Origin of the sequence: Mesorhizobium sp. B3-1-9 (assembly GCF_006439595.1) — a bacterium.
Classification (GTDB): domain Bacteria; phylum Pseudomonadota; class Alphaproteobacteria; order Rhizobiales; family Rhizobiaceae; genus Mesorhizobium.
The window spans coordinates 278,734-291,266 of sequence record NZ_VFTJ01000005.1; the positions used below are offsets into that span (position 1 = coordinate 278,734).

General features: G+C 64.2%; 12 protein-coding genes. 6 read left to right on the plus strand and 6 right to left on the minus strand.

All coding sequences use genetic code 11. The features are described 5' to 3' along the window. The first annotated feature begins 164 nt into the window (after positions 1-164). Complete coding sequence (locus FJW07_RS11865; protein ID WP_140644149.1) at positions 165-593, plus strand: helix-turn-helix domain-containing protein; 429 nt, start codon at positions 165-167, stop codon at positions 591-593. Between the two features lie 37 nt (positions 594-630). Here FJW07_RS11865 and FJW07_RS11870 read toward each other — a convergent pair whose 3' ends face one another. Next, positions 631-4,575, minus strand: coding sequence for an AsmA family protein (locus FJW07_RS11870; RefSeq protein ID WP_140856559.1), 3,945 nt, complete (start codon positions 4,573-4,575; stop codon positions 631-633). Positions 4,576-4,770: 195 nt separating this feature from the next. Here FJW07_RS11870 and FJW07_RS11875 point away from each other — a divergent pair, with 195 nt between their 5' ends. Further along, on the plus strand, positions 4,771-5,739 hold the full coding sequence (locus FJW07_RS11875; RefSeq protein ID WP_140856561.1) for a Dyp-type peroxidase: 969 nt from the start codon (positions 4,771-4,773) through the stop codon (positions 5,737-5,739). Positions 5,740-5,765: 26 nt separating this feature from the next. Here the strand turns inward: FJW07_RS11875 and FJW07_RS11880 are convergent, their stop codons facing one another. Continuing rightward, on the minus strand, positions 5,766-6,263 hold the full coding sequence (locus FJW07_RS11880) for a hypothetical protein (protein ID WP_140856562.1): 498 nt from the start codon (positions 6,261-6,263) through the stop codon (positions 5,766-5,768). Positions 6,264-6,265: 2 nt separating this feature from the next. Next, on the minus strand, positions 6,266-7,684 hold the full coding sequence (locus FJW07_RS11885) for an FAD-linked oxidase C-terminal domain-containing protein (RefSeq protein ID WP_140856564.1): 1,419 nt from the start codon (positions 7,682-7,684) through the stop codon (positions 6,266-6,268). Positions 7,685-7,847: 163 nt separating this feature from the next. Between FJW07_RS11885 and FJW07_RS11890 the strand changes: the two genes are divergently transcribed. Then, the gene (locus FJW07_RS11890; protein ID WP_140856566.1) at positions 7,848-8,333 is read left to right on the plus strand and encodes a thioesterase family protein; all 486 of its coding nucleotides are present in this window, start codon (positions 7,848-7,850) and stop codon (positions 8,331-8,333) included. A 145-nt stretch (positions 8,334-8,478) separates the two neighbouring features. Then, positions 8,479-8,676 (plus strand): hypothetical protein, encoded by a 198-nt coding sequence (locus FJW07_RS11895; RefSeq protein ID WP_027168755.1) that lies wholly within the window; start codon positions 8,479-8,481, stop codon positions 8,674-8,676. Between the two features lie 32 nt (positions 8,677-8,708). On the opposite strand, the gene FJW07_RS11900 is transcribed toward FJW07_RS11895, so the two are convergent. Further along, a complete protein-coding gene (locus FJW07_RS11900; RefSeq protein WP_140655065.1) occupies positions 8,709-9,185 on the minus strand; it encodes an Lrp/AsnC family transcriptional regulator in 477 nt (158 codons plus the stop codon). Positions 9,186-9,274: 89 nt separating this feature from the next. Here FJW07_RS11900 and FJW07_RS11905 point away from each other — a divergent pair, with 89 nt between their 5' ends. Next, complete coding sequence (locus FJW07_RS11905; protein ID WP_140856568.1) at positions 9,275-10,204, plus strand: DMT family transporter; 930 nt, start codon at positions 9,275-9,277, stop codon at positions 10,202-10,204. Between the two features lie 59 nt (positions 10,205-10,263). Here the strand turns inward: FJW07_RS11905 and FJW07_RS11910 are convergent, their stop codons facing one another. Continuing rightward, a complete protein-coding gene (locus FJW07_RS11910; protein WP_140856571.1) occupies positions 10,264-11,166 on the minus strand; it encodes a dienelactone hydrolase family protein in 903 nt (300 codons plus the stop codon). Positions 11,167-11,396: 230 nt separating this feature from the next. On the opposite strand from FJW07_RS11910, the gene FJW07_RS11915 reads away from it, so the two are divergent. After that, complete coding sequence (locus FJW07_RS11915) at positions 11,397-11,834, plus strand: hypothetical protein (RefSeq protein WP_140856573.1); 438 nt, start codon at positions 11,397-11,399, stop codon at positions 11,832-11,834. A 367-nt stretch (positions 11,835-12,201) separates the two neighbouring features. On the opposite strand, the gene FJW07_RS11925 is transcribed toward FJW07_RS11915, so the two are convergent. Then, complete coding sequence (locus FJW07_RS11925) at positions 12,202-12,402, minus strand: hypothetical protein (RefSeq protein WP_140705889.1); 201 nt, start codon at positions 12,400-12,402, stop codon at positions 12,202-12,204. Positions 12,403-12,533: the final 131 nt, after the last annotated feature.

Sequence of the window (12,533 nt, forward strand, 5' to 3'; positions counted from 1 at the left end):
GCCTGAACTTTCTGGCGGCGCGAAGGCCGTCCGGTTTCAGGCGGCCTAATATCGTAATACGATATAAATCTGCAAGGCTGTTTTCAATCGCTGCACCGCGTCATTTTGGACAGGGATCGGGACGGCCAGTTGAGCTTTTGCGGGAAAAGACCATAAGTCGGGAAATGACGCCGCCGAAACCACGCCCCGCCATCAGCCAGGCCGACTACCAGCGGCTGTCGCAGTTCCGTTATCTGATCCGCCGCTTTCTCGAATTCAGCCAGGTCCAGGCCAACGAGGCGGGCCTCACGCCGCGCCAGCACCAGGCGCTGCTGGCGATCAAGGGATTTCCCGGCGGCGGACCGGTGACGGTGGGCGAGCTTGCCGAGCGGCTGCGCATCCGCCACCACAGCGCGGTGGAACTGGTGAACCGCCTTGCCGAGGCAGGCCTGGTGATACGCGATCAGGACAAGAGCGATCACCGCCGCGTCTTGCTGCAGCTCACCCCTTTGGCCGACGATCGCCTGGCCGACTTGTCGGCCGCGCATCTCGACGAGCTTTCGCGCATCGAGCCGATGCTGCGGCGCCTGCTCTCGCGCCAGGAACAGTCCTAGGCGCGGTGGCTAATTCGCTACGTGTGCGACGCGAAGCTCAACCGCCGTCGAGCGACTTCAGCAGATTGTCGATCGTGAACGGGTTGGCCTTCGGCTTCGCCGGCGCTGAAGTCGAACCATCATTGGCGCCGGGCAGCGCCCCCTCGGCCTTTGGCGTTTGCGCGGCCGCCTTGCGTGCTGCTTCCAGCTTCGCTTGCTCGGCCTTCTTGCGATCGGCCTGTGCCTTGGCCGCCTCGTCCGCGGCCCGCTGCTCGGCCTCGGCCTTCGCCTGTGCATCGGCCTTGGCCTTGGCGTCCGCTTCGGCCTGCGCCTTGGCGTCGGCTTCCGCCTTCACCCTGGCCTCTTCGTCGGCCTTGGCTTTTGCTTCAGCTTCAGCCTTTGCCTGCGCTTCAGCCTGTGCCTGCGCTTCCGCTTCGGCTTTCGCCCTGGCTTCCGCCTCGGCCTTCTGCCGCGCCTCTTCCTCTTGCCGGCGCAACTCTTCGGCCGCGTTGTCGCGCTCCGTCTGCAGCGAGGCGTAATAGCGCACTTCGCGCCGCAGCCGCTGCTTCTCCAAGAGCGCCGCCTGCATCGCCTCGACCCGCTGCTGTTCCTTCTCCAGCGCGCGCTGCGTCAGGAACTGCGCCAGCGGGCCGCTGTCGAACTGGGGCGCGGTCGCCCCAAGCGGACCGGCCAGGCTGAAATTGACGGTCGGCTCGGAACCGACCAGCGCCTCGTCGCCAGCGTGGTAGGTCAGCGCCCCTTTTGCCGTGACGGTGCTCGTGTTGAGATCGGCCGTCACGTCGGCGGACAAGGTCGCGCCGGGATTGTCGAGGCTGATCGGCGGCGCCCGCAACGTGCCGTTGGCGACGGTGAAGGCCACATCGGTATCGCCGGCGGCGAAGCTGCCCTCCCCGGCGATCTGGGGCGCGAACTCCGCCGTCTTGGCCGTGTCGATGTCGCGTCCGATCGCGTCGGCCTTGGCGATCATGGCGGCAAAGCCTGCCGGATTGATGCCGTCCACTTTCAATCCCTTCAGCGCCGCCGTGCCGGATCCGGACAAGGCCGCAATCATGGCGTCAACGGATTTGCCGCTGGTCGACAGCGCCGTCGAAAGATCGCCGCTGCCGCCGATACCGGCGCCGGGCAGAACCGCGGAAAGATCGCTGCCGGCCAGCCTCATCTGGCCGGAGAACAGGCCGGTGCCCTCCGTGTTCTTCAGGTCGAACAGGCCGGTCAGGTCGCCGCCGTAGAGCTTCGCCTTGAGGTCGGAGACGTGGATGCCTTCGCGGTCGAGCTTCAGCGAGAATGAAGCGTCATGCGCCGTGGCGAAGGGCCCGACGGCGAGCGCCGAGGTGTTGAGATCGAGATCTGCGTTGAACGGCAGCGTCGACTTCTGGCTGAACGGCGTCGTCGGCCAGCCGCCCTTGGCGGCGGCGAAAGACTGGTCCCCGAACAGCGAGACCGCCAGCGGATCAAGGTCGAGCTCGTCGAGCACCAGCGCCCCGGCAAGATGCGGCAGCCCATCCTTGGCGTCGTCGATGTTGACGTCGCCGGAAACCGCCGCCTTGTTGATCGAACCGGTAAGACCGCTCAGCACCAGGAGCCCATTGCCGAAATCGGCATCGGCCGCCAGCGACGTTGCCGTCCCGGTTCCCATGCCGGGCAGGCCTACACCCGTCGTCATCAGCCACGGCTCGATATCGGCGGCATCGAGACTGACCTTGCCCTTGGCAGTCGGGCCTTGCGCCGTCGAGGCGACTGTTCCGTCGAAGCCTGCCCTGAAATCATCGGCCGTCAGGTTGAAGCTGGTCGCGAGACCGCCGGCAACCGAGCCCTTCGCCGAGACGTCGGTGTTGGCGTGGCCGAGCATGCCGAGCGGCAGCGCAGGCAGGCCGTAAAGCGCAAGCAGCGTGGTGGCATTGTCGTTGCGGGCGTTGAAGGTGATCGACACCGGCGCCTCGGAGAGCTTGTCCGCGGTCCCCTTGCCGGAAAGCGACGCCGAGAACGCCGAGCCGCCGGCCTTGCCCTGGGCCGAGAGCGCCAAGCCCGTGGTGCCGTCGCCATTGTCGGCGGCGCTGGTCAAGAGATCGATGCGCGCGTCCTGGAACAGTTCGGGATAGGCCGCCGCGCGGCTGGCCAGGCCTTTGAGCACGCCATTGTCGGGATAGTGCTGTGCGGCGACATCGATCAGCGGCTTGAGGTCCACCGCCACCACGGAAGCGTTGAGCTTGCCGGTCGGGCTCTGCGGGAAATCCTTGACCCGGCCCGTGGCGCTGATCGAGGCGCCGGCCAGGCCGCCGATCGAAAGCCGATCGATCTCGAGCAGGCCCTCGCGCAGCCGCAGCGCCGTGTCGACGGTGTCGGCGCTGAGCCCGGCAGCGCTGACTGGGCCCGCCTTGATCTGGAAATCGAGATCGCGGTCCGAAAACCGGTTGGCGCCCTTGTCGCTGATGAAGATCGAGGCGAAGGCGGCGAGCCCGTCCAGGTCCATCTCGCCGCCCGTCAGCCGCATCAGCACCGACGGCCTGGCGCCATCCTGCTGGCTGGAATCGATGCTGCCCGCAAACTTCGCCTTGCCGAGGATGAGCTCGAGATCGCTGAAGGACTGCCGGTTCTCGCTGAGATCGACCTTGGCCTTGAAGCCTGCCGCGGGCAGCCGGCGGATCGCCTCGTCGACATCCTTCGACAGCCAGGCGGCAAAGCCGGACGGCTGTCCGACGGCGAGCAGCAACGAGCCGGTGAAGCCGAAGTGGTCTTCCACGCTCAACATGCCGTCGGCTTCGAGCGTCGTACGGCCCGGCAGCGTCGCGGCGAGCGACTTGACCGACCAGCCCCCTTCGACCGGCTCGGCCGACAGCCGCACGTCGCGCACCGTCGTGTCGCCCGCCACCACCGCCGGCAGCCTGACCTCGACCGTGCCCGGTATGGTCGGCTTCGGCATGTGCTGCAGCGTCCGCTCGAATGCCGCGATGCGCTGGTCGAGCGTGAAGCCGGCGCCAGCGGCCCCGCCGACGGCCTCGTCGAACTGCACCTGCGCGCCGCTGGCCTCGACCGAGAAATGCGGCTTCAGGCCGAGATCGACCGATGCCTTGCCGTCGGCGGTATAGGGATTGTCGAGCGGCCCGGTTTCGAAGCGGAACTCATCGAAATTGAGCTTCTGGTGGTCGAGCGCGAACTTGCCGTTCAACCGGAAGCCTGGGTCGGGCTTGCCGGTGCTGATCTTGACCGGCTGGCCCTCGTTGCCGCGCAGCTCGGCCGAATTCCTGTCGTCACCCGAAATCTTGAACTGGCCGGAATAGACCGCGGCGCCCTTGACGATGCCGGCATTGCCGTCGGTTTCGATGATCAGCGGATAAGCATCGGGATCCGCTTTCAACCTGAGCCGCATCTGGCCGTCCGGCTCCACCTTGCCGGTCGAAGCCGAGACGTCGACGCGCAGGCCGTCGAAGCGCAGCGTTCCGTCCATGCGCCATGGGCCGGTGAGCGCCTTGGCCGAAATGGTCGAGTTGATCTCCGAGATCAGATGGCTGCGTCCACCGGCGGCGTGGCGCAATTCGATCTGCCCTTCGGTTACCGACAGCTTCTCGATCGCGATCTGGCCTGGGTCGAAGGGCGTCGAGGGCCGGAGCGTCCAGTCGACGGTGCCGTCGCCGGCGACATTGATGGTGGCTTTCGGATGCACCAGCCGCATGTCGAAGATCAGCACCTCGCCGCGCAGGAATGGCGCGAGCTCGGCATCCATGGAAAAGGTCTCGACCGTCATTGCCGGCTGGCCTTCCGGCCCCCCCGCGACCTCGACATTGGAGAAGGTCACCGACGGAAACGGCAACAGCCGCGCCGTCGCGTCGCCCTTCACCGTCACCTTGCGGCCGAGGATGGCGCTCGCCTCGCGCTCGAAATCGCCCCGGTAACCCGTCCAGTCGATGAAATACGGCACCACCAGCGCCGCGCACAGCACCAGCACGAACAGGCCACCGAAGATCACGAACAGGCGGGCGAGCATCTGTTTCCCGGGTTGAAAGTCAGCCGCACTCTACCCGCATCCGCGTGTCGATAAAGAGGCAATTCAGCGTGCGACAGCCGCCAATGTCTCCAGTTGCGTGACCGCTCGCGGTCGCGATATCTCTTTTGCAAATCCCTGCCCTTCCGGCCGCGTCCTTGGCCGCCATGAATCTGAACCCAACATGGAGCGTCCCCGATGTCAGGCAAGAACTGGGATAGAGTGCCGATCGACGCGCAGAGCGTCGACGCGCCGCTGTCGCAAGCCGCGATTTTCCTTGTTGTGACCGTCGGCAGCGACAGGGCGGCGCTTTCGAATGTCGCTTCGGTGCTGGGCGAGCTCGACGACCTCGTCAAGAATGTCGGCTTCCGCGACCTGTCGGGCCGGCTGTCCTGCATCGCCGGCATCGGCGCCGGGCTCTGGAACCGCCTGTCGCCCAACCGCCGGCCACGCGAGCTGAAACCCTTCGCGCCGATCGAGGGCTCGGCGCATTCGGCGCCCTCGACGCCGGGCGATCTCCTTTTCCACATCCGCGCCGAGCGGCCCGACATGTGCTTCGAGTTCGAGCGCATCATACTGAACAGTCTTGGTGCCAGCGTGACCGTCGCCGACGAGGTGTCCGGCTTTCGCTATTTCGACGCGCGCGACCTGCTGGGCTTTGTCGACGGCACCGCCAATCCGACCGGCCTCGACCTGCCCGCCTCCGCCTTGGTCGGCGACGAGGACGGCGACTTTGCCGGCGGCAGCTACGTCGTCGTGCAGAAATACCTGCACGACATGGCCGCTTGGGGCAAAACGCCGACGCATGTCCAGGAAGAAATCATCGGCCGCACAAAGATCGACAACATCGAGATCGATGATGACGACAAGCCGCGCAAGTCGCACAAGTCCTTGGCCACGATCGAGGACGACGCCGGCAACGAATACGACATCCTGCGCGACAACATGCCGTTCGGCCGCCCCGGCCAGAACGAGTTCGGCACCTATTTCATCGGTTACACGCGCTATCTCTGGGTGATCGAAAAAATGCTGCAGCGCATGTATGTCGGCGAACCGCCAGGCGCTTACGACCGGCTGCTCGACTTCTCGACGCCGCATACAGGCACGACGTTCTTCGCGCCGACGCGGCCCATGCTGCAGAAGCTGGTCGAGGGCGTTCAGGAATAGCGTCGCCGGGGGCTGCGGCTAGGCGATCAGTCGTTTACCGCTTCGAGCAAAGCCTTCAGCACCGCGCCTTTTCGCAGGCTTACCTGGAAATCTCGAGCGATGAATTCCAGGGTCGAATCGTGGAACGTGAGAATGACGTGCCGCCGACCCGAAAACAGTTCCGGCATATGGCGCGGGTGAACCCGGTTCGCTTCTTCCAGAGAAGCAATCCACGACGAATTGAGAACCTCGAACGCGGAATACGGCTGCAGGCCGAGCGCGTAGAGCCGATGCCCGCTCAGGGCCTCGTCGTTCGGCGGGCCGAATTGGAACGCGACATAAGGGTCCATCGTCAGGACCGCGACGGCCTGCCCCTCCGCAACTGCTGAAACCGAGCGCGGATTGGTGCCGTCGAAGGACGGGACGGGGACATTGGCGATGTAGGCAACCAACAGCCGCTCTTCATCCGCGAAAACATGCGGCAACGGAGCACCGGCCGACGAGGACGGCACGTCGATCGGCAGCAGAGCTTCTGCCGCGGCCATGACTAGTGACCTGCGCCCGGCAAGATCTTCCCGGGATTCATGATGTTCAGCGGATCGAGCGCCTGCTTGATCGTGCGCATGACATCGACGCCATGGCCGAGTTCGTGCCGCAGGAAGCCGACCTTGCCTTGACCGATGCCGTGCTCGCCGGTGCAGGTGCCTTCCATGGCGATCGCGCGCATGTTGAGCCGGGCGACGAATTTCTCGGCGAGCGCGATCTCTTCAGGGTTGTCGACATCCATCAGCACCAGCACATGGAAATTGCCGTCGCCGGCATGGCCGACGATCGGCGCGACAAGTCCCATCTCGGCAATGTCGGCCTCGGTTTCCATAACGCATTCGGCAAGCCGCGAGATCGGCACGCAGACGTCGGTCGACAGCCCCTTGGCGCCGGGGCGCAGCGTCAGCGACGACCAATAGGCGTCGTGCCGCGCCTTCCAGAGTTTTGTCCGCTCCTCCGCGACGCTGGTCCACAGGAACGGCCCTCCTCCATTCTCCTCGGCGATCATGCCAAACATCTCGGCCTGCTCGGCCACGCCGGCCTCGCTGCCATGGAACTCCACGAACAGGCACGGGCTCTCCGGATAGTCGAGCTTGGAATAATTCTTCATCGCCCGCATCTGCAGCGCGTTGACCAGTTCGATGCGCGCCACCGGGATGCCCATCTGGATCGTGGCTATCACCGTGTTGCAGGCGGCCTCCAGGCTGGGAAACGGGCAGACGCCGCCTGAGATCGCCTGCGGAATGCCCTGCAGTCTCAGCGTCAGCGAGGTGATGACGCCGAGCGTGCCTTCCGAGCCGACCAAAAGCCGCGTCAGGTCGTAGCCGGCCGAGCTCTTCTTCGCCCGCTTGCCGGTCGTCACCGTCTCGCCGTCGGCCATGACGGCGGTCAGCGACAGCACGTTTTCGCGCATGGTGCCGTAGCGCACCGCATTGGTGCCGGAAGCCCTCGTTGCCGCCATGCCGCCCAGCGACGCGTTGGCGCCGGGATCGATCGGGAAGAACAGGCCGGTGTCGCGCAGGTGCCTGTTGAGGTCCTCGCGCGTCACCCCGGGCTCGACGCTGCAGTCGAGATCCTGCGGATTGACGGCCAGGATCCGGTTCATGCGCGAGGTGTCGATGGAAATGCCGCCGCCCGGCGCGTTGGTGTGGCCCTCGAGCGAGGAGCCGACGCCGAAGGCGATGACCGGCACGCGGTGGGCGGCGCAGGCGCGTACGATCTCCTGCACGTCCGCGGCTGTCTCGACGAAAGCGACGCCGTCGGGCGCCTGGGTCGGGATATAGGTGGTAGTGTGCGCGTGCTGGCCGCGAATCGCCTCGCCGGTCTGGAAGCGCTCGCCGAAGCGCTGCTTGAGGATGCCGAGCACCGCGGCGATGCCTTCCTCGTTGCGTTCGACGGGATTGAGGTCGCTCAAAGCCATGAATTCCTCCGCGAATGGACCAGCGGCCACCCTTGTTATGCAGCTATGGATGATGCCTAAAGCAATTCCAGGAAAAGTGTGAAGCGGTTTTCCGTCCGGAATTGCGCCACATGAACAGAACCTCACCAACCACGCTCTGTCCAGCGACGATCAAGGAAACCATATGACGATCCCCGCGCCCATCATTTCCCGCCCATTGGCGATCGAGAAGGACTGGATCGACTATAACGGCCATCTCAACATGGCCTTTTACAACGTGCTGTTCGATCGCGGCACCGACGAAGCGTTCGCAATGATGGGAGTGGACTCGAGCTATACCAAGGAGCGCCGCCTCAGCGTCTACACCGCGGAAGTCCATGTCTGCTACGTACGCGAGTTGCATCTCCACGACACGGTCAAGGTATCGTTCCAGCTCATCGACCATGACGACAAGCGGTTGAGAACCTATCAGGAAATCCGCCATGTCGACGGCTGGCTTGCCGCCACATCGGAAACGCTGTCGCTGCATGTCGACATGGAAGGACCGAAGGTCGCCCCCTTCCCCGCCGACGTGATGGCCAAGTTGGAGGCTGTGCGCGCGGCTCATGCGGCGCTGCCGATGCCCGAGCGCGCCGGCCGCTCGATCGGCATCAAGCGCAGGGGCGCTTGAAAACCCGCGCGCCCGCGTTAACCTTACCAAGGTTTTAACGTGAACAAGTCGGTTGAGTCCGTTGAACGACTCACCGGTGCGTTCGAAAACCGCCCTACCGGGTTTACGCGCGGGCGGCTGGCGGAATGCGGTGCGAGGACAGTGCATGAAAACCGACATCAAGGTCGAAGTGGAACGGTTGGCGGCCGATCCACGCATCACCGACTATGATTTCTGGCGATCGCTGAAGAACGTCAACAACGAGATCTTCCACATCGCCAACAACAACGAACCTATCCCGTTCGACATGATCCGCTGGCGCGCGATTCTGAAGCAGGCGCGCATGAAACGCGGCCACGCTTGATCCATCGTCGCTGCCCAGCCATCTCTGCCCAGTCATAGCTGCTTGAATCCGCCCAGCGGCGAGCGCGGCTCGACCGGCGACGACTGGATGATGGCGGTGTTGGTCATCGCATAGGGGATGATCCGGTCGATCACCCGCTCGAGCTCGCTCACAGAGCCGACATGAGCAAGCGCGATGAAGCAGTCCTCGCCGGTGACCCGGTCGCATTGCGCGATTTCCGGCAGCTCGCGGATGATGTCCGCTACCACCGAAAGCTGTCCCGGCACGGGCCTTATTCTCAGCCATGCCGACAGCTTCATGCCGAGAGCGGCCGGATTGATCCTGACCGTATAGGCCTCGATCACGCCGTTCTCCTGCAGCTTGCGGATGCGCTCCGCCACGCTCGGCGCCGACAGCCCGACCGCGCGCGCCAATTCCGCCGTGCTGATGCGCGCGTCCTTTTCCAGCAGACGCAGGACCTTCAGATCGATCGCGTCGATGTCGACATTTTCACTTCGAAGGTTTTTCAAATCAAATCTCTTCCATCAGAAAGCGAAACTGGGCACCAAGCCGTTCATCGCGCATATATTCCGTGAATTTTGCCTGCGATAATGCTCCTATGAAAGCTCAAACGCAAATTCCGGCTGCAAAGCAGGCCAGCGGTGATTTCGATACACGCCCCGCCCTCGCCGGCCCCACCACACTTGCTGGAACGGCCAACGCATTACCGCCGCATGTCTGGTTCTGCGTCAGCGCCGTGTTCCATTATCTGGGCCCGGCCTTCGCGGTGCTGCTTTTCGCTCAGGTCGGCGTCCTCGGCATGGCTTGGCTGCGCATCGCCACCGCCGCTGTCATCTTCGCCCCGCTGACAAGGCCCTGGCGCGTCTTCGCCCGCGCGGATCGCGCTCAGCGGCTGCTGCTGCTGGCCTTCGGCATCTGCCTGGCGGTGATGAACTGCTCGTTCTATCTGGCGCTCGACCGCCTGCCGATCTCGCTGGTGGCGGCGATCGAATTCGTCGGCACGATCGCGGTCGCGCTGGTCGGCCTGCGCAGCCCGCGCAACTTTGCTGCGCTCGCCATTGCCGTTGTCGGCACCTTGCTGCTCATCGACGTGAAATGGTCCAGCGATCCGGTCGGCTTGTTCTGGGCCTTCTTGAATGGTGCCCTCTTCGTCGGCTACATCGTGATCGGTCACCGCGTCGCCCAGGCAGGCATCGGCATCGCCGGCCTCGGCGCCGCCATGGCAGTCGCTTTCCTCATCGTGTTGCCCATTGGCTTTCGCGAGGCGCTGCCTGCCTTCTCGTTGCCGCAACTCCTCGTCGCCGCGATCGGCGTCGGCGTCTGCTCCTCGGTCATCCCCTACATCTGCGACCAGTTCGCCATGGCGCGGCTGCCGCGCGCGAGCTTCGCATTGATGCTCTCGCTCCTGCCGCTCACGGCAACGCTGATCGGCGTCATCGTGCTGCGTCAGGTACCCAGCGTCACCGACTGCATCGGCATTGCGCTGGTCATCGCCGGCGTCGCCTTCCACAAGCCGGCGCAGCAATAATCTGCCGACGGCTGTGGAGGCGCCGTTTCCAGGCCGGGCTCACCTGAATATCAACACACCTAGGCCAGCTTCTCCTTCAGGAAGGCGATCGTCCTCCCCCAGGCGAGATCGGCGGCTTTCTTGTCGTAGCGCGCGGCCGAGGTGTCGTTGTTGAAGGCGTGATTGGCGCCGTCATAGACATAGACGGTGTATTCGACATGCGCGGCGTCGAGCGCCTTCTTGTAGGCGTCGATGCCGGCATTGGTCCTGCTGTCCAGCCCGGCATAATGCAGAAGCAGGGGCGCCTTGATCTTTGCGGCGTCCTCGGCCTTGGGCTGCATGCCGTAATAGGCGACGCCGGCGCTGAGGTCCGGCGCATCGACGGCAAGTTGGTTGACCGCGCCGCCGCCCCAGCAGAAGCCGACCGCCCCGACCTTGCCGTTGCCGTCCTTGAGGCCCTTGAGGTAGGCGATCGTCGCCACGCCGTCGGCCGCGACCTGGGCAGCGTCGAGCTTGGTGAACATGTCGCGCGCCTTGTCCTCGTCGGACGGCGTACCGCCGAGCGGCGACAGAAAGTCCGGCGCCAGCGCGACGAACCCTTCCAGCGCCACGCGCCGGGCGACGTCGCGGATATGCGCGTTGAGACCCCTGTTCTCGTGGATGACGATAACGGTGCCGAGCTTGCCCGACTGATCCGCCGGCTTGACCAGATAGGCTTTCATCTCGCCGCTTGAGCCGGGATAGGTGACGTCCCCGCCCTTAACGCGGCTGTCGTCCTCGGCGACGATCGCGGCCTGGGCGGAATTGGCCGCCAGCATCGGCGCGATCGCAGCCGCCGCGGCGCCCGAGCCCGCCAGCTTGGTCAACTGCTCCATGAAGCGGCGGCGGTCGAGCGTCAGATGCGTGTATTCGTCATAGGCATCGATCATCGCCTGACTGATGACAGGCTGAGTAATGACGGGCTTGGCAACGGGTTCGGTCATGGCTGTCCTCGACGATTGGCGGGTGATCCGCAAGATAGGGTCGAGAATTGCACGGTCCAGTCACGCCCGGGTGATGATCCCTTGGGGAATCTTAGTAGAGCCGCTGCGCCGACAAGCAGCTTGATTCATCACATTTTGGTCATTTCCGAAAGTCTTGATGGTGCTGTCACATTAGGACACGAAGTTGGCTGAGCCGCCTTGCCGATGCGAATGACGAAAAGGGGAATGCCATGAACGTCCAGGACATCATCAACACCGTTTCCTCGAAGGCCGGCCTCGACGAGCCGACCACCGAAAAGGTTGTCGGCACCATCTTTTCCGTGCTCGAGCACGAAGCGGAAGGCACCAGCGTTTCGTCCTTCTTCGACCAGATCCCCGGCGCCGGTGCGCTGGCGCAGAAATACGACGTGATGGCCGCCGGCGCGACGGCCAATTCGGGCGGCGGACTTCTGTCGTCGCTGCAGGGCGCGCTTGGCGGCGTGCTCGGCGAAAAAGCCGGCGCGCTGATCAGCGGCGTCGCCGTGCTGAAGGCGTCCGGCCTCGACATGGCGCAGATCCGGCAGGCCGGCGAGACACTGATCCAGCAGGCGGAAGCCGCCGCCGGCCCCGACCTGACCAATCAGGTGCTGGACCAGGTGCCGAGCCTGAGGGGCCATCTCGGGCTTTGAAGCGTTCCGAACAGGTCTTGAGCGGCTCGGCCATTCGACGGCGGGGCCGATCCGCTTTCTGACGACCGAAGCGTCCTACTGGCGAAGCCGCTTAGTCCGCCTTATGGGGAACAAGATAGTTCGTAGTTTCTGTGCCTCGGGTGATTGTTAGGGCGGAATATCCAGGCGGCAGCGAATCGGTAAACGTAGCGTCAATCTCCCTGCACTGGCCAATAATTTCGCCGACAGGGGACTTGGCCAAACGATCCGCCAAGGCCGCTCTGCATTTATCGACGGAGTAGATTTGAGGCGCGATTTCGAGCGGCCGACAAGCCCAACCCGGACTGCACGAAAGCAAAACCATTATCGCTGACGCCTCCGGTCCCATTTAGCATTTTCCTGAGCACTCATCCGACGTGACAAAGGACAGTGCGATCAGGTCATCGACGTCGATGCCACCGCGACCATTGTCCAAAATGTCGGCGACCTTCTGAAATGCGACCATATCATCCACGCTGACGTTGGCCGTCTGCATCCTCTCATGCAGACCCGCCACCTTGGTCTCCAGGGATCTGGAAGTTTCGATCATGGTTTGCCTCCGTTAGTATGTGTGCCAGACGTCAATTTGGTCTTGCAGTCATCGCAGCTGAAGATGCTTACCGCCTTGAACCATGAACCGGTTTTGATGGTCGGCGAGTGGCGGCTAGGGCGCTCGTAACG

Coding starts and splice junctions, on each gene's coding strand:
- FJW07_RS11870 (WP_140856559.1), bottom strand. CDS start 4,575: ATGCTCGCCCGCCTGTTCGTGATCTTCGGTGGCCTGTTCGTGCTGGTG.
- FJW07_RS11925 (WP_140705889.1), bottom strand. CDS start 12,402: ATGATCGAAACTTCCAGATCCCTGGAGACCAAGGTGGCGGGTCTGCAT.
- FJW07_RS11910 (WP_140856571.1), bottom strand. CDS start 11,166: ATGACCGAACCCGTTGCCAAGCCCGTCATTACTCAGCCTGTCATCAGT.
- FJW07_RS11875 (WP_140856561.1), top strand. CDS start 4,771: ATGTCAGGCAAGAACTGGGATAGAGTGCCGATCGACGCGCAGAGCGTC.
- FJW07_RS11915 (WP_140856573.1), top strand. CDS start 11,397: ATGAACGTCCAGGACATCATCAACACCGTTTCCTCGAAGGCCGGCCTC.
- FJW07_RS11880 (WP_140856562.1), bottom strand. CDS start 6,263: ATGGCCGCGGCAGAAGCTCTGCTGCCGATCGACGTGCCGTCCTCGTCG.
- FJW07_RS11890 (WP_140856566.1), top strand. CDS start 7,848: ATGACGATCCCCGCGCCCATCATTTCCCGCCCATTGGCGATCGAGAAG.
- FJW07_RS11885 (WP_140856564.1), bottom strand. CDS start 7,684: ATGGCTTTGAGCGACCTCAATCCCGTCGAACGCAACGAGGAAGGCATC.
- FJW07_RS11905 (WP_140856568.1), top strand. CDS start 9,275: ATGAAAGCTCAAACGCAAATTCCGGCTGCAAAGCAGGCCAGCGGTGAT.
- FJW07_RS11895 (WP_027168755.1), top strand. CDS start 8,479: ATGAAAACCGACATCAAGGTCGAAGTGGAACGGTTGGCGGCCGATCCA.
- FJW07_RS11865 (WP_140644149.1), top strand. CDS start 165: ATGACGCCGCCGAAACCACGCCCCGCCATCAGCCAGGCCGACTACCAG.